Annotated in this window: 12 protein-coding genes; 1 reads left to right on the top strand and 11 read right to left on the bottom strand. The window is 62.5% G+C overall.

The features are described from left to right. Positions 1–156 precede the first annotated feature (156 nt). From lysX to N675_RS01555, 7 genes are all read right to left on the bottom strand, one after another. Entirely contained in the window at positions 157–1,080 is a 924-nt protein-coding gene (lysX, locus tag N675_RS01525) for a lysine biosynthesis protein LysX (protein WP_156100770.1), read from the bottom strand. A 698-nt stretch (positions 1,081–1,778) separates the two neighbouring features. Continuing rightward, positions 1,779–2,231 (bottom strand): hypothetical protein, encoded by a 453-nt coding sequence (locus tag N675_RS01530; RefSeq protein WP_038037538.1) that lies wholly within the window; start codon positions 2,229–2,231, stop codon positions 1,779–1,781. A gap of 9 nt (positions 2,232–2,240) precedes the next feature. Further along, positions 2,241–4,298 carry a hydantoinase/oxoprolinase family protein gene (locus tag N675_RS01535; RefSeq protein WP_231577891.1) on the bottom strand — a complete coding sequence of 686 codons (2,058 nt, stop codon included), beginning with the start codon at positions 4,296–4,298 and terminating at the stop codon, positions 2,241–2,243. A gap of 15 nt (positions 4,299–4,313) precedes the next feature. Next, on the bottom strand, positions 4,314–5,564 hold the full coding sequence (locus N675_RS01540) for an FTR1 family protein (protein ID WP_038037539.1): 1,251 nt from the start codon (positions 5,562–5,564) through the stop codon (positions 4,314–4,316). Then, on the bottom strand, positions 5,561–6,694 hold the full coding sequence (locus N675_RS01545; protein WP_038037540.1) for a hypothetical protein: 1,134 nt from the start codon (positions 6,692–6,694) through the stop codon (positions 5,561–5,563). The genes N675_RS01540 and N675_RS01545 overlap by 4 nt, the downstream gene beginning before the upstream one ends. Before the next feature lie 381 nt (positions 6,695–7,075). Further along, positions 7,076–7,870, bottom strand: coding sequence for a ferritin-like domain-containing protein (locus tag N675_RS01550; protein WP_038037541.1), 795 nt, complete (start codon positions 7,868–7,870; stop codon positions 7,076–7,078). Positions 7,871–8,311: 441 nt separating this feature from the next. Then, positions 8,312–8,980, bottom strand: coding sequence for a flagellar brake protein (locus N675_RS01555; protein WP_038037542.1), 669 nt, complete (start codon positions 8,978–8,980; stop codon positions 8,312–8,314). 408 nt (positions 8,981–9,388) lie between these two features. Between N675_RS01555 and N675_RS01560 the strand changes: the two genes are divergently transcribed. Beyond that, on the top strand, positions 9,389–11,599 hold the full coding sequence (locus tag N675_RS01560) for an LUD domain-containing protein (RefSeq protein ID WP_038037543.1): 2,211 nt from the start codon (positions 9,389–9,391) through the stop codon (positions 11,597–11,599). 76 nt (positions 11,600–11,675) lie between these two features. On the opposite strand, the gene N675_RS01565 is transcribed toward N675_RS01560, so the two are convergent. The 4 genes from N675_RS01565 to N675_RS13380 form a co-directional block, all read right to left on the bottom strand. Then, positions 11,676–11,996 carry a GYD domain-containing protein gene (locus N675_RS01565; RefSeq protein ID WP_038037544.1) on the bottom strand — a complete coding sequence of 107 codons (321 nt, stop codon included), beginning with the start codon at positions 11,994–11,996 and terminating at the stop codon, positions 11,676–11,678. A gap of 728 nt (positions 11,997–12,724) precedes the next feature. Beyond that, positions 12,725–14,320, bottom strand: a complete 1,596-nt coding sequence (locus N675_RS01570) for a multicopper oxidase family protein (protein WP_038037545.1) — start codon at positions 14,318–14,320, stop codon at positions 12,725–12,727. Positions 14,321–14,426: 106 nt separating this feature from the next. After that, positions 14,427–14,939 (bottom strand): hypothetical protein, encoded by a 513-nt coding sequence (locus N675_RS01575; RefSeq protein ID WP_156100771.1) that lies wholly within the window; start codon positions 14,937–14,939, stop codon positions 14,427–14,429. Positions 14,940–15,173: 234 nt separating this feature from the next. Next, the gene (locus N675_RS13380) at positions 15,174–16,865 is read right to left on the bottom strand and encodes a trypsin-like serine peptidase (RefSeq protein WP_051913810.1); all 1,692 of its coding nucleotides are present in this window, start codon (positions 16,863–16,865) and stop codon (positions 15,174–15,176) included. Positions 16,866–17,020 lie beyond the last annotated feature (155 nt).

The following is a 17,020-nucleotide window of genomic DNA, read 5'->3' on the forward strand; positions in this document are numbered from 1 at the left end:
TGGGTAAGCGGCAGCACAGTGTTGACGGACACGGGGGTGAAACGCCGAAAGCGGGTCGGCACCAGCGCGGAGCAATCCCATCCGTAGGAGCAGGCCGGCTTACCATGCGAGGGCCAGGCGTCTGTTGATTGTTCCACCGTTTAAGCCGGCCTGCTTTTATACTGGCTGGCAGTAGGCTGCTTCAGCAGCAAGGCGCGGCACAGCGAGCGGGCCAGCAGGCGCACGTTGCCCGCGCGCGACGGCGATGGCGTAGTCGATGATTCGGCCGGGGATATCAACGCCAGTCGGCGCGATGCTGTTGCGGAATTCCATCGTGGCGTTGACTTCGTTGACAAGCAAGCCGTGCTCCGGGTGCTCGAACAGGTCGATGGCCAGCACGCCGCCGCCGAGTGCGCGGGCAACGCGGGCGCAGAGTTCGGCAAGCTCCGGTGTCACTGGGCAGTTCGTTGCCCGGCCACCGCGGGCCGTGTTGGTGATCCAGTGCGGCGACTCGCGATAGATGGCGCAGATCGTTTCCTCGCCGATGACGAACGCGCGGATGTCACGCCCCGGCTTGTCGACGTATTCCTGGATGTACAACGTGCCGTGGTGAAACCCACCCAGGGCGGCCTTATGACGCAGGAGCGTCTCGGCAGCCTGGCGGTTGTGGACGCGAGCGAGTAGTCGCCCCCAGGAGCCGAGTGGCGGCTTGATGACGACGGGATATCCCAACTGCTCAATCGCTGCAAGCGCTTCCTCCGGGCTAAAGGCGATCAGGGTGCGCGGCTGAGGTACGCCGGCTGCGGCGAGTAGGGCGGACGTGCGGAGCTTGTCGTTGCAGCGGTCGAGCAGTTCTGGCGGGTTGATGGTGGGGATGCCCCATGCGGCGAAAATGCTGAGCGCATGCAGCGTGCGTTGTTGGCTCACGCTCCGCCCGAGGACGACATCGAACGGTGGCGGTGGGGCAGTGAGGTCGAACTGCAGGCGCTGGTCAAGCATGCGGGTGCAGCGCACGCCCCGCTGGACGCACACTTCGAGGAGCAGGCGCTCTTCGGCTCGTAGAGGTCCATGAATCAGTGCCAAATGGATTGGTTCTGCCATTGTGCATTCCCCTCCATGCCGTATGCTGAACCGCCCAACCGACCGCGAACCGGATGCTGGAGCAGCGTTTGGCTTTCGCCGCCCCGGCCAGGCGTTTCAGCACACCAGCTGGGAAGGGCGAGGCAAACACGAGCCGTGCCGGGAAAGGACAACGTCGCACGAATCCGTGTGGTGTTGGAATACCCATGTCCATCCCCATCATGCCGGTGCCGCCTCACACACCGCCTGTACGCATGCCTGCAGAACCCCAAACAAAAACCGCTCGCTCCCCGACGGGGGCGAGCGGTCACCTCGCGGTACCACCCCGTTTCGCCACGACCTCGCGGCCCGTGGCCTCGACCTGTCGGCTCATGTCAGACCGACAGCTCGCTCGATAACGGGAGCGACCCGTCGCCGCCTACCCCACTGCTGTGGATCGGGGCGAAGCTCCGAGGCCTTCTTCACCGGCGATCACGGACCGCGTTCCCAGCTTCCCGCGGCTCTCTGGACCGGCCTCGCCGGCTACTCTCCTCATCGCCGCCGCTGCCAACTGCATTGGCATCAGCAGTATACCGTAGCGCTGTCCTGCCTGTCTAGTCAATTGCCCTTGCGGGCGACCATTCGGGTAGCCTGCGTCGTCAGGCACACTGCCACGATCACGGATGACACCGGAGGAGTAAGCCAGGGAGGCCGCCAGCGTGAACGCCGGAACACGTCGGTTACCGGACTGTGGCTGGTCCAAGCTCGGCCAGCCTGCCATTCAGCTCGCTCACCACGGCTTGGACATCGCTCGACGACGCTTTGCGCTCGACCGCCTCGTGCAGGCGCGCAAATGCGTCATCAAGCGCATTCCGTTGGGGTTCAGGCACCCGGAGGCGAATTGTTTCCCATTGCTGGCGTGCTCGGCTGACAGCATCACGAGCTGCCTGATATTCTGTGGGCGCGCGAACTGTTCCGTCGGTCACCACCGCTGTCGTGTAAAGTGACAGGGACAAGACGTCGAGTTCCGCACGGATCTGCTCAACGGTCGGTGCAAGAGGCGGCTCGGCCGTGTTTGTGCGCCACCAGAGTATGCCGATGCTAAGGCTCACTGCTCCAACGACAATCAGGCCTGCCAGGACAGCAACTGGCAACCAGACAGGACGATGCCGCTGTGGTCGCACAATCGCCATCGCGAGACCTCACCCCCGCGCCGGCTGGCCAACGAGCAAGCAGATCGGCTCAGTGGCTGCAAGCGGCCGGAGATCAAGCGACCATCGGTCGAACTGCAGACAGCGCGCCCCCACAATGGCACATGCGCAACCGTCCTGCCCTGTTCGACATTCCGGCACGGGATCGTCGTGACGCAGCGCACGGCACCAGCCGTCAGCTGCGCGGAAGCAGACGGTGCCAAACCGGTCGATCACGGCAATAGGGTGACGGACTCGGCGAAATGGCCCTAACCCGCGTTGAACCGTGGTCGTAAACACGAAATAGTGGGCGTTGGCAAACTGTAGCGAGAGCGCCGCAGGATCGACGCCGAGCGCCTCAGCCGCAAGCCGCTGCGCTGTCTCGAGCCCAATCCGGTTACCGATCATCGAGCGCTGCCCGTGATCGACCGCCGTAGCACGAATCCGGACTGCCTCACGCTCAGGAATTGGCTCGACGACAACATGCACACTGTCCGGCGCTGCGCCGAGGCGTGTAAGGCGGCTTTCTGCCTGTTCGACGGCACGGAGGATATCCGGACCGGTGCGCACCTGGACTTCGGTCAACAAGTTGAGTGGCGTCGTTGCCGCGCCGAGTGAGGCCATGACTTCCGCATGCTCGGCAACGACAACCGGAAGACGCAGCTGTGCGGCGAGGAGCGGGACGAGCACGCCTGCTCCACCGCCGAGGCCCACCACGCGTGCACGCTGCAGACCATATTCGCGCAGCAGTTCTTGGGCAAGCGGCGTAAGCAGCGCAAGCGCGTGATGGAGGATCTGCCGGGCAACATGCTCAACCGTGTCCCCTCGCTCCGCCGCGAGCGGCTCCAACGCCATCTGGGCGAATGCGGCGTTTCCATGGGCATAGTCGCCAGCAGGGAGTAACCCGAGGGCATTGGCAGCGTCAGTCAGGGTAATAGCGACAAGTTGGCCGGTGGCGTCACGTACAGCAGCATAGCACGGCTCGTCTCCCGGCGTTGGCGCAATCCGCTCAAGCCGAAGCGGTGGGTGGAGCGCAGCGACAAAACTGGCATAGGGCAGCCCTGCAATATGCGCACTCCGTGGGCCAACGCCAACGATACGCCCGCGGTCAAGGCGTACAAGTGAGCCGCCTCCAATACCGGCGACATGCACGTCAACTGAGCGCAGGCAGGTGGGATGACGCATGATCCGCACATAGCGCAGGGCAGGTCGGCCATCACGAATAACCCCGATGTTCGTGCTTGTCCCACCGACCTCGACAAAGAGCGCATTGACAATCTCGTACTGGCGAAGCGCTCCAGCTACGCTGGCCGCGGGGCCGGAGAGGATACTGGCAGCCGGCAACGCGCTGAGTTGGTCGAGCGGTGCTACGCTGAGGTCACCGTTCAGCACGAGCAAGGGCGCATCGATGCCTGCGTCGCTGAGCGCTTCGTTGACCCACGCTGTCGTTTCGCGCATGCGTGGCAAGATGCTCGCGTTCATCGCGGCAGTGACGGTGCGCACTTCAAGGCCATAGAGCCCGGTGAGCTGGTGTCCGGCCGTGGCAGGGATGCCGAGCTGCTGGGCAACATCCAGCGCCAGCAACTCGACTGCCGGATCTTCAACGGCGTAGGCCGCTGAGATGGCCAGCGCACGTGCGCCGCGCTTGGCAAGGTGTTCAAGCGCGGCGCGGAGGCGCTCCCGAGTCACATCTTCGCTGTCGAGATAGACATGATGGACAGCAAGCGTGCGTCCGGGGGCAAGAGTAATCTGCTGCAGCCGGGTACGCTCGATCGTCTGTCGCCGCTCTTGTCGCGGGCCGAGGGCAAGCACGCCAACCGGCACAATATCGCCTTCTACCAAGGCATTGACGGCTTGGGTGGTACTCAACATGACGAGCTGCACCGCCTGCCGATCAACGTCCCCGCTGGCAAGCACGGCGCGCAGTGCCGCGACCACCCCATCAGCAACGCCATGCTCAGTATGGTGCGTCGTGGGAACAACAGCACGGCCAAGGAGACGGCCAGTCTCCTGGTCAACGGCAACCGCCTTGGTGAAGGTGCCGCCAACATCAACGCCAATACGGATCACGATCATCCTCCTCGACTAGCGGCCTGACAGGCGGGCCATGGGGCGGGCCGCTGTGCTGCGCTGCCAGGTGCGAAACGCGTAGCCCCATGCTACAAGATAGGCGAGCAGCAATGCGCCTTGGGCAAGGAGCGTCTCACGCGTCGGATGCAAGCCCAGCAGATCACTCAGCCCACGGTTCATCGGCGGCAACGCAACGACCGTGACCGGAAGATAGCCGAGCATCTGCAACTCCCAGACAGCATGGCCGAGGACTGCAATTGACAGAACCATAATCACGATGATGGCGAGCGAGAGAAAGAGACGGAGCGGCAAGCGTGCACCGAGCCCGATGACTCCCCACGCCAGGGCAGCGAGCGCAAGGGCGGCAGCCACAATCCCAACAACGACCCACAGCTCCAGCCGGCGCGCCATCAGCACCAGCGACTGGTAGAGCACAGCAGTTTCAGCACCTTCCCGATAGATCGTCGTAAAGCCAAGGAGCGCAACTGCTGATGCGTTGCCGGTTGCCACCGCTTCCCACGCATGGGCCCGCAGAAATTCCATCCACCGCCGAGTATCAATACGACGCAGCAGCCAGAGGCTGATGGAGATCATGAGCACGACCGCAATCAACGACATCACACTTTCGAGCAGTTCACGGCCCACCGGAACGACGTCAAGCAGCACCACGAGGACCAACCATGTCGCAATGCTCGCTGGAATAGCAAGGGCTGCACCAATCCACAGGGGCCGTCGGAGTGATGGCTGATGGGTGCGCAAATAGCCCAACAACGCCGCAATGACGAGGATCGCTTCGATGCCTTCGCGAAACAGAACGGAGAACGACGCCACGCTGACGAAGAGCGGAGCAGCGTGGCCAGGCGTGCCAACAACCCGCTCCACGTCAACAAGGCCCTGGTCAATGTCGAAAAGCAAGCGCGCAATCTCCTCTGGCGCGGCGTTTTCCTGGATGAGCTGTCGCCAGCGCGCGAACTTGACTTCCATCGCGAAGGTGAAGTTCGGGTCAGCAACGCGAAGCGGAATCTCAATCAACTCGAAGTGGTCGAGATAGGCCTGCCTGGCAAGTTGCAGTGCCTGTTGATGGTCGCCACGACGGTATGCCTCCTGGCTTTGCTGCATCAGCTGGCGGATCGCGTCGAGTTCTTGCTGGACGGCGACGGTAGGGTCTGCGGTTGTCCGAGCAGCGCTCGCCGCAACGACGCTCGTGAAGCTCAGCACGAGCCCTACCAGCATTCCAAGAACGAGCCACCTTCGACCGATGGTCACGACAAGACCTCCTCGACAGTACGCAGGCCGTTCTCGACTTGCTGAATACGTTGCGCGACTTCGTCCGGTGACCGCCCCTCACGAATCGCGTTCCGCACAGCCATGAAGTCTTTCTCGAGCTGCTCAACGAGATCGCGGTGGCCAGCTTGCAGCAAGGGCGGCTCAAGCTGCTCAAATCCCTCAAGATAGGCGTTGGCCGCAAGCTCGTACGCACGGTCGGTGTTACCAGCGCGATATTCGGCGAGCGCCTGGTGAAGATCAGCGCGGATGCGCTCCAGTTGCTGGTCAATGCCTGCTGGCTTCGTCGCGGTAATTCCAAATGCCGCGCGGAGTTCAGCCGCAAGATGGGTCAGGCGCGCAGCTACCTGTTCTGCGCCATCGATGGTGTCGCCAGCACGGTCGCGAAACTGGCCAAGAGGTCCTTGTGCAAGCGCTTGGTGATCGTCACGGACTTCTGCAACGGCAGTTGCACCAGTGGCAGGCGCATGCTGCAGCAGCGTAGGCAGATAAGCGTCCAAGACGCGGAAGAACCCCCACGCATCCTGAAACTCTTCAAGATTCACGAGCTTGCCAGACGCAACCCCTTCGCCGAATTCTGTTGCTGTTGACTCCGCAAGGTCGGCCAGCGCCACCGCGAGTGTGGTGTGCTCCGACTGACCGGCGAGCACACGATCAATGGCCTGGCGCACAGCCTGGCGGGCAGCGTCGTTCTTGGCGAGCGCATCACTTGCTTGGGCCTTAGCAGCCTCGAGGGATGCATCAAGGGCTGGACGCAGCGTGGCTGCAAGCCCCCGCGCAGTAAGCTCAGCACTGATCGCCGCCCAGTACTCAGCAGTGGGATGAGCAGCATGGGCTTGAGCAAGTGTCCAATTGCCGCGTTCAAGATTAGCCCGGCTTGCCTCAAGATGGCCGAGCATTTCCATGAGCGTTGTCACGACGGCCGCCTCTGCGGTGCCCGTCGCCACAGTAGCCGTGGTCGTGGCAGAGGATGGCATCGTATGACCAGAATGGGTCGGCGTTGGCATTGTCCCATCTGATGTCGGCGTCGCCGCTGAGCGGCAGGCAGTCAACCCCACGATAAGCAGTACTATGCTCGCCCCGATCCGAACCGGAAGGGGAAGGCCACGCATTTGCACTCCTTCTCCGTTGTGCATGACACCGTCCCGGTTCGGCCGCCGGCGACCAAACCCGACTAAACTAGTCGGGATTCATTCTAGGGATAAAGTGCTGGCCTGTCAAGCCATGGTGGATGGGCATAGATCGACAAAGCAGGTAGACGAACACTTCACGCGCAGAGAGCGCCGCGGGCGCAGGCGTCCGTATGAGGCGCATTCGCCGTCACAGTACCAACGTTTCGCTGGTTCACTCCTGCCTCATGCACTGTTTGCATGTTTGAAGCTGCCTCGGTGCATCCCTCTCGAGACATGCTGGAGTGGTACTGGAGGGGGAACCAGTGGGCCGGTGCCCCTTCCAGTACCCTCGCTTCACTAGAGCGTTGCAACACCTGCGGGCTATGAGGCGACTTCAGGCTGCTGATATTTGATCCGAGCATAGATGGGAGCATATTCTGGATCATTGAAATTGATCGGAGTGTAGGTGAAGGCGTTGCCATCCTGCGGGCTTAAGTAGCCAGCGCCAGCGACCACGTTTGGCGCATCGCCAACGCTTTTGATGAGCTGCGGCGCGAAGGCTTGTTCTTCGGCTGGCGCGAGATCAAGCAAGCCGCGCTCGAACCCGAGCCGTCGGCCCACGGTTCGGTGCCCTTCTTCGACCATTGCGATCATCGCTGCAATACGGGCGAGGTCTGGGCGGCCTTGTGCGGCAAACTCATAGACGGCTGCGATGAATGCAGCATCGAAGACGCCCTCGAGTTGCTGCTGGGTTTGCAAGAAGAGCCGCAAGCTCGTAAACGTTTGCTGCCCGTATGGAAAGCTGAAGGCAGTGAATTGATTCACCGTGTTCGTGTCCGCGCCGGCAGCGATGAAGAAGTTTTCGTGAATCTGCTCCTCGATCGCGAAGGCTTTTAGTTCATTCAGCATCCGGTAGCTATTGAGTCTAAGACGTGGAGCATTCCGAATGCCGTTCGTGTAGAAGGTGACAGCCAAACGCTCGGCAATTGCGGCGATAGTGAGAATGGTCGTCACCGAGTCAACATTTTGAGCCAGCGTGGCAAGTGGCAGCAGGCTTGCACCAGCCGCCGCAGCGCCTGTGCCAGCTATCGCTTTGAGTAACGTGCGGCGCGACATCCCGTGTGATGAGAGATCGTTCAGTACGTGCGTCAAGCTGGAGTAGGGGAGAGGTGTCATCGTTTCCCTCCTTACCGCTGTGCAGCCCGTCACCGCATACCGCAATCGCGCGATCACCAACAACTACGGGTACTTGGGCGCAGTTGGATCACCGCCGACAGGCTCTGTCATGCTGCCAATTTGACGCGCGATGGCCGTGCCGTGTAGACGCGGCGAGAAGCATGCCGGTGGGAGGACACATGATGAGAAAGCACCTGTCATACTCAACTTCCGGAGACAAACTCTTTGCACAATCTGTCCGACTGGCGGGCCTGGGTGATGGGATGACTGGGGAGCCTGGTGGGATGCGTGTGCCATTCCTGGAGCGTGAGCGCCGCTGATCGATGCAGGATTCACTACACAGCGGGGAACCATTCAGGCCATGATTGGGCAGCTTCCGATTCTTGTGCACCACTAGCCGACGCTAGCCGGAGCAATTCGGGAGAAGTTTGTCCCAGTTGGCTAGCGTTCGCGTTTCGCCAGTTCGCGCAGGCGAGCGAAGACGAAGCGCACGATCGTCTCCTGCACGCGCACCGGCACGTCAAGGAAGCGGCAGCCGATGTCCCACCGCGGCGGGTCGAGCCCCTCCACTGGCGCACAGCGCCGCACCTCGGCTTTGAGTGTAAGCGGCTCGGTGCCCGGCAACCGGAATGTGAGCGTGAGCGCTGCCCCTACTGGCAACGCTGTGGGAACCCGCAGGCGCGCCCCTCCAGCACTGAGGTCGAGGATGCGGGCAGCGAGTGGCGTTGGCTCCGCACCTGGTTGCGGCATCCAGGTGACAGCGTCGGGAACAAGCGCGACCTCAACGCGCACATACTCCCGACGCTGCATCCGCTCCCAGGCGCTCTGCTGCTGCAGTGTCAGTCGAGCCTGGGGTTCCAGCACCGTCTGGACGACTGTACAAAGTGTGACGTAGAGGGCATCGTTGGCAATGGTCGTGCCAAGATAGACTTGGTCGCCGGTATGGACGCTGACGTAGTGCAACTGCGCCATCGGCCAGCCAACGACGAACACGCGCTGGCGCTCATCGAGTTCTTCCAGCCGTGTCCGGTACCAGCTGAGCCGACCGCGCTCTTCAATGCCGAGCTCAACCGGTTGCCAAATCTGCAGTGCTTTCGGCGCAACCGCCACGTCCGGCCTCTCCTCCGCCCCATTCCCTGCTGATGCCTATCGGCACACGCGCCGTGTTCTTCAGCCTACCATAGTTCCCACGTTCTGGCTGTCGAGCAGCCTGCTGTCAACTTGTCCTGCGTGTGTCATTCAGGCGCGGGCAGACACCTCCTGCACGATGATTGTGCTACTGATTTGGCGTATTTCAACCAATGAACCGTGCAATTCGGGGCGCTCTCAGCTACTCATTATGCCGAATCGTTCCAAAAACATTGCCACATGAGCATGAGGGTTATCAGGCAGTCGAATGCCGGGAGAACAGTGCGGCGCATGGCCAGCGCCTACCACTTTCCACGTCGCTGCCAGCGCGTTACGATTGGCAGCAAGAACACAGGACGGCACGTGCCCAGTACAGCGTGGAGGTCACGAATGCCCGCACGGAGCAAGGCCTTTCAGCAGGCACTCACCCGTGCTCTGCACGACGCAGCCCAGCAAGAAGCACTCCATCGCTCGCTTTCGACATTCCGTCAGCGGCGCGCCCAGGCGTTCGCCGGGATGAACTTTGAGGCGATGCGTCAGGATATGCGACGCCGCAAAGCAGCTGCCATCGCTCGCTTGCCCGAGCTGATTGAACAGTTCACGCGCGAGGCCGAAAACGTTGGCGCGCAGGTCTATCTGGCCCGCACCCCCGACGATGCCTGTGCGCGCATCCGCGAGATCGCCGCCCAGCACGGCGTCCGCTTGGCTATCAAGAGCAAGTCGATGGCAACCGAGGAGATCCGGCTCAACGCCGCCCTCGAGGCCGCTGGTATTCACGCGATCGAATCTGACCTCGGTGAGTGGATCATCCAGCTCGCTGGCGAGCACCCTTCACATCTCATCGCCCCGGCGATCCACAAGCGCCGTGAGGACATCGCCGACATCTTCCGGCGCGTGCTGGGCCGCGACGTCCCACCCGACCCTGCACAACTTGTCGAGGTTGCTCGGCAAGAACTCCGCCGTGCCTTCCTCGAAGCGGGTATGGGCATCACCGGCGCTAATGCCGCCATTGCCGAGACCGGCTCGATCATGCTCGTCACCAATGAGGGCAATGCTGAACTCGTGGCAACGCTGCCGCCTGTCCACGTGGCCGTGCTCGGCGTCGAGAAGATCCTGCCTAGCCTTGACGACGCCGTCGCCATGCTGCGATTGCTGCCTCGCTCAGGCACGGCCCAGAAGCTGACCGTGCGCGTCTCCTTCATCACTGGCCCCACCCGCACCTCCGACATCGAACTGACACCAGTGCGGGGAGCTCATGGTCCGAAGGCAATGTACATTATCTTGCTCGACAACGGCCGCCTGGCCACGCGCGAGGACCCTGAACTTGTCGACACACTCTATTGCATCCGCTGCGGTGCCTGCTCAAACGTCTGCCCACCTTACGAAATCGTCAGCGGCCATCTCTTCGGTTACATCTACACTGGCCCGATCGGCCTGCCGCTGACTGCTATCCACCATGGACTTGCCGCTGTCGCCGACCCACAGAGCCTTTGCCTCTCCTGCAATGCCTGCGAGACGGTCTGCCCAGTCGCGATCCCGATTCCACGGCTTATCCTCGATGTCCGCACCCGTGTCGCCGAGCGCCTCGGCTTACCGTGGTACAAGGCGGCGGCCTTCAGCCGCTGGGCTTCGCCAGCGAGTGGCCAACGGCTTGTCCGCCTCGCGGCGCGTGCCTCGCGGCTGGTTGCTGATCAGGATGGCTACATTGCACACCTGCCCGTCGTTGACGGGGCCACCGCCAACCGCCACATCCTCGCTCCGACACCTCAGCCGCTGCGTGACCGCCTCAGCAGCAATGGCCGGAAGCCAGCGCCACCGCCGTTGCTAGCCAGCAGCGCCGTTGCCGGCTCGACCGTTGCCTTCTTCCCCGGCTGCCTCACCGATTGGGTTATGCCGGAGATGGGTGAGGCCGTTGTGCGGGTGCTTGAGGCTTGCGGATGCCGGGTCGTCTTCCCCCGAGAACAGCACTGCTGCGGGCTTGTCGCCAACAACAGCGGTGATCGGGAGCACGCCAAGGCCATGGCCCGCCACACCATTACCGTCCTCGAGCAGGTCGAGGCCGACTGGATCGTCAGCCACTCAACGAGCTGCTACGCCGCCGTGCTCCAGGACTACCAGCACCTCTTCCGCACCGAACCAGCATGGCGCGAACGGGCAGCACGCGTCGCCGAGCGCATGGTCGACTTCGTGACCTTCCTCGACCGCATCGCCCGGCTCGGGCCACAGTCCTGGACGCGACCCGGCCCAACGGTGACGTACCACGACTCCTGCCAGTCGCACAACGCGCTCGGCATCCGTCAAGCTCCCCGACGCCTGCTCATCGAGGTGCTTGGCTGCACACTCGTTGAGATGGAAGATTCCAGTGTGTGCTGCGGCTTCGGCGGCTCGTTCTCGATCGACTACCCAGAACTCTCGGCACTGTTCGCTGGACGCAAGCTCGACAATGCACTTGCCACCGGAGCGAGCGCGATCATCGCCGATAACCCTGGATGTCTCATGCAACTTCGCGGGGCGCTCCACGCGCGTGGCAGCACAGTGCGAGCGCTGCATCTGGCCGAACTGCTCGCCGAACGGCTTGCCGACCTCGCGCCGGCACGCTGATCTGCCAGAGAGCGAATAGCACCAGGTCTGCCCGTGCCGCGGAGCAGGCGGTGCAAGGTAGGTAAGCGCGCGTGAGCTAGGACGGCAATACCTCGCGGAAGCGCTCCCACGGCGTGAGCACCCAGGTTTCCGTCGTGGCGTGGCCGTAGGTATGGACGAGGACAGCAACTTTCGCGGCCGTCTCGGCATCCGGCGCCTCGAAGATATCGAGGTAGTCATAGGGGCCGAGCACGGCATAGCTAGCGATCCAGCGCGCCTCTGGTACCTGCTGCTTGATCGCGGCTGAGACACGGTCACCGATCTCCGCGATCGCCTTGGGGCCGACCTGCTGTTCACCACCGAAGGGGGCAGTGGGCAGATTCGTGCTGAGACGGGTAAGGAGGGCGAAGAGTGGCATGGAACTGCTCCTTTCCGGCGTCAGGGCCAGCGTGCCGATCGCGCAAACGCGATCCCGCAGTTGCGATGAAGAGCGAGCCGCTTGACTTGCGCGACCTCAGCGCAGAGATCCAACACGAATGCTGGAACAGGCACGCTTGCCCCTGCCTGAATACATCATGAGCCACTCGCGTGGATCCACTGCTCAGCCTACTGCCTCACCCTCCTCCTGTCAATCCCTTCCGCTTCTCCTCCATGTGCACGTAACGGAGATTACCAATGCTGCACAAAGTGATCCACAGCGCGAGCGAGCGTGTCGGCACTGAACCATCTCCGCGCTATAACCGGCGGCAATCAGCCTAGTGGTTATCGTGAACAAGGACCCCGATGATGATCGTGTGCATCGTCACCTCTCTTCCACAGACAGCGGGCAAGCCGGAATAGACGTGTGTGAACGTGCATGTGCAGCAGCACCTGACCTGGGCTAAAGGGGGCGCACAGCGGTATGCGCCCCCATGCTGCGTCGTACGCCTTCGCTAGCCTGTTCCCTGCCTCATATCACGCTTCCATTACTCGATCCTCCTAGGATGCGGGCAGGGGCGAGGGAAGGGTGTTGCCCGTCCCCTTCCCTCTGCTGTTGCCATGGAGAGTCGAACGGTTTGCCAGGAGCCGCTGCAGGCAGTCTTCCGACACCCTGTTATCCCAAGGGGAACAACGGGCTCGTTAGCCGAGGGGTGAGAGCACGCTACCTCACGCGATCGTGACAAGACGCATCATGCCGGCCTCCTGGTGATACAGGTGATGGCAGTGGAATGCCCACTGTCCCGGATTGTCAGCGACCCAGTCAATCGTGAGCGCCTGCATGGGATGCACGAGCACGGTGTCGCGCACCGCGCCGCGTGCCGGATCCCCCACGCGGAAGACATGCCCGTGCAGGTGCATCGGGTGAGGCATGGTTGTCATGTTTTGCAGGCGAAAGCGCACGCGTTGGCCACGCTGCAGTGCGATCGGCTCGGCCTGGGGGAAGACCTGCCCGTTGATCGTCCAAACGTACTGGCCCATTCCACCGCCGAGCACAATCGGCAGGTCAACGGCTGGCTCGCCGCCTGCGCCAGGGGTGGCAGCGGTGAAGCGCAGCGCATGCAGCAGTTCACCGGCAAGCTCGCGTGGCCGGCTGCGAACGAGCGACGCCTGACCGGTGCTACCTTCGTAACGGAGCACGGCTTGCGCTGCCAGTTCTGTTCCTTCAGCCCAGGCCACCAGCGGCCAAACGCCAGGCTGCTCAAGCCGCACGAGCACGTCGTAGCGCTCCCCCATGCCAATCTGCAGCACGTCCCCAGTGAGCGGCTCAACCGGATGGCCATCGGCGTGCGTGACTGTGAGGCGGTGCCCGAGGAGCGCGACGCGAAAGATCGTGGCCGAGGCGGCGTTGATCACGCGCAGACGCAGCACCTCACCGCGCTTGCCGGTGAACACAAAGGGTGTTTCAGGGGGACGCCCGTTGACGAGGTAAACAGGATAGACAAGGTCTGGCGCAAGCTCCACTGGCGCTTCGCCGATCCCCATGCCTGGCATGCCTCCCATCCCAGGCATGGAGTTCGTCCCGGGAGTCATCGGCATAGTGCCCATCCCATGCCCCATGCCGTGTCCCATGGCATGGTCGCTGTGTCCTCCGGCAACAAGTTGTTGGAGGGCATCCTCAGGCGTCCCACGAATGCCGTCAAGCCAGTCATCAAGCAGAAGGGTGTATTCGCGGTCATAGCTTAGCGACTCCTGCCTTGGCTCGACGATGAGTGCGCCGTACAGCCCACGATCGAGCTGCAGGCCGACATGGGGATGGAAGAAATACGTGCCAGCGACCGGCAAGACAAACTCGTAGACGAAGCGTGCGCCAGGAGCCACCGCTGGCTGCGTGACATCGGGAACACCATCTTGGGCATTGGGCACAGGAATACCGTGCCAATGAATGGTGGTTGGCTCAGGCAACCGGTTGATGAGCTCGACACGCAGGGTCTCGCCCTCACGGACCCGAAGCTCGGGCCCGGGCAACTGGCCATTGTAGACAAACGTGCGGACACGCTGTGAGCCGAGTGCAAGCTCACTGACGCCCGCCTCAAGTGTGTATGTGCGGATTGTCCCAGCAGGAGCTGTCTCTGCGGGGGTAAGCGCGATAGGTTGCTGCCCTGATCTGCGTGTTGGTGATGGTACAGTGATCGGCGTGCTTCCCGTGTTTGGCTGGGAGCGGCAAGCTGTGAGGGCAAGCGTGAGCACACTTGCTCCAATGGTACCAAGTGCCGCTCGACGGGTCATGCGTCGTAGGAGCAGCGAAGTGTGCAGGCCATGCATGGGAACTCCCTCCTTCATTCATACCGTCCGTGTGACAACCATCAGCCCAAGCAGGCAGACACCCTGGCCTACGCCTGATCAGGCACGGTCGAATGAAGGAGGTTCATCACTTACGGAAACACTGGAACCGAGCAAGCGCGTCAGGTAGACATGGAGGGATGCCCAAGACACCGACAGCCGGCGTAACGCTATTTCCGGATAGCAGGTAGAGCACGATCACGCCCAGGGCGCGGTAGCTGAGCCAGCATGTGAGGGCAACGAGGACAATGGCCAGCTGGCAGAAGACGAGTTCGCCTGGTGGCAACGCGTGGGCGTCGTGAGCTCGAGCGGTAGCATGGCTCAGCAGCTGTGCCCCAAGATGAGCCGCTTGGGGTAGACTTTCGTGTCCTGAAACCATGGCGACGAGATTGAAAGGAGTTACAACGAGAGCGAGCACCGAATTTGACGGAGTCGCGTCGTACCTCTCTACCGGTCTATCTGGCAACGTGAGCAGAAGGTGGTCAGGGGTGTGGGCCATCGCATGCGGGAGGGCAGCGATACGGCACAGGAGCAAGGTGAACCCGAGCAACCCAGCCAGCACGAGAGTGTTGCGTCGCAGCGTTGGTAATGGCATTCGCACCTGTGCGCCTTTGGACATCGTTGCCGACACTCCAGACGGCTAGGCATCCGTCTTGCCCAAGCCGTTCCTCTCAATCATAGCAACACCGCAGAGGACAACCCATGCAGCATCCCCTCATCAACACGCTACCCGCTGTCTTCTTGAGACAGCGGGTTTGTTGCGAGCGAGGCCGTGGCTGAGTACTGGCTTCCGCCCTGATCAGGGCGGGAGCCAGAGCACGATGAGAGAATGCGACTAGGATAGGAGCCGCATTTGCCGGGTGAGCAGCTGGGCTCCCAGGCGGCCGAGGAGTACGTGGTAGGGCACATTGGCCTCGGGATGCGCCTCAAAGCGCTGCCGCTCAAAGTACTGCACCGTGTAGACCTGGCCCGTGTCCGGGTTCGGCTCGGCGAACGGCTCGCTGATCGGGTAGCCAAAGGTCGCCAGTCCACCGTTCTGCTGCCAGAAGGCGAGGAAGTCGCCGCAGACGTTGTGCCCAGTCTGGGCGAAGTAGACGCAGCCGGGCGCGTTGTTGGGCTGCGCCGGCAGGAACGGCGCCTGGCCCTGCCGCCCGGCCGTGATCTCGTCACCGAGCAGGCCGAGCAGCACGTCGTAGCGCTGCGGGAACTGGCCCGGGTGCCACTCGAAGCGGGCGCGTTCGAACCACTGGGTGACATAGCCGGTGGTTGGATCGGTGTACTCCTCAGTGATCGGGTAACCGAAGATGGCCAGGCCGCCGAACCGCTGCCAGTAGGCCCGAAAACCGTAGCAGAGGTTGTGCTGCGTCTGCGGGAAGGAGATGCAGGCCGGGTTCGCGCTGGGCGGAGCGGGCTGGGCAGCGACCTGCAGTGCTGACGGCGGTTGTGGGACCGGGGCAGGCTGCGGTGCTGGCGTCGTCTGTGGAGCCGGCAGTGGCATTGGTGTCGGCATTGGCTGCGGTGTTGGTTGTGGTGCTGACGTCGGCGACGGTATTGGCGTTGGCATCGGCGTCGGCGTGGGCATCGGCACGGGCTGGCTGCTGCTACCAGGTCGCGATACGGCTGCGATCTGGCAACTGTGCTGAACGCAGTAGTTTGTCAAAAATGTGAAGATGTCGGCGGTGATCCGCCGGGCTACGTTGGCTGATCGCATTTCAAAGGACACAAGGCCGATAATCCCAAGGTCGCTCGTGTTGAGCACTGGACTGCCGCTCATCCCTTCAGTGAGGGCTGCTTGGGTATCGAGCAACGTGCTCGTCACGCCGGTGAAACCCTGAGCGCTGACCATCCATTGGGTGCCGAGCGGCTTGTCGCCCGGATAACCACTAATCAGGTAGGAGAAGCTTGGGCTTGTCACCAGCGCTGTCGACGCGTTCTCCGGCGCGAGCATCCCCGCGTTGCGACCGAGTGGAGTATCAAGGAGCACAATGCCAACATCATAAGTTGGATCACCACCACTCTGTTGCCAGCCAACCGGCACCGCCCCCTGTACCGCGTTTGCATACCCAAACGGTGCAAACGGCTTGCCGTTCAGCAAGTCAGCGCCCGGGACGACAAACAGGGTTGAGGAAAACGCGTTGAGGACTGGATCAAAGAGACAGTGGGCAGCGGTCAGCAACACATTTGGCCCAATGAGTGCACCCGAGCATAAATAGTTGGTGCCATCAGCCTCTGTGCCAAGGATGAGCGTAATGGCCGAAAACGGGAAGCGGGTTGTATCGGTAACACGTATTCGATTATCGACGCCGAAAATACGCTGATACGCGGCTCGCTGGGCCACGGTTGCCAACGCGGAAGCAGGATCAACCGGTCGAGGCTGGAACGTCCCGACGATCGGCGTCAGTGGGCCGCTGGCGGCTGCCTGTGCTGCTGGTGCCCACACGCTTGCTGGCACCACCGTGCTAGCGAGCCATGTCGGCGCCAGCAGGCCAAGCACGACCATCACCGCGACAACCACCTGACGAAGCATGCGCTCTTCCCCCCTGCTCTCCACTGAACGAGTAGCCCGCTGGCAACCCGGCCCTGCCTACCATCGGGCCCGTACTGCCGCCGACATACCGATAGTATTGCAGAAGCTGGAAGGAAGGGATTCCCTCTGGCCTCATGTAGCTAGCCCGCGGACTG

The organism is Thermorudis peleae (genome assembly GCF_000744775.1).
Classification (GTDB): Bacteria; Chloroflexota; Chloroflexia; order Thermomicrobiales; family Thermomicrobiaceae; genus Thermorudis; species Thermorudis peleae.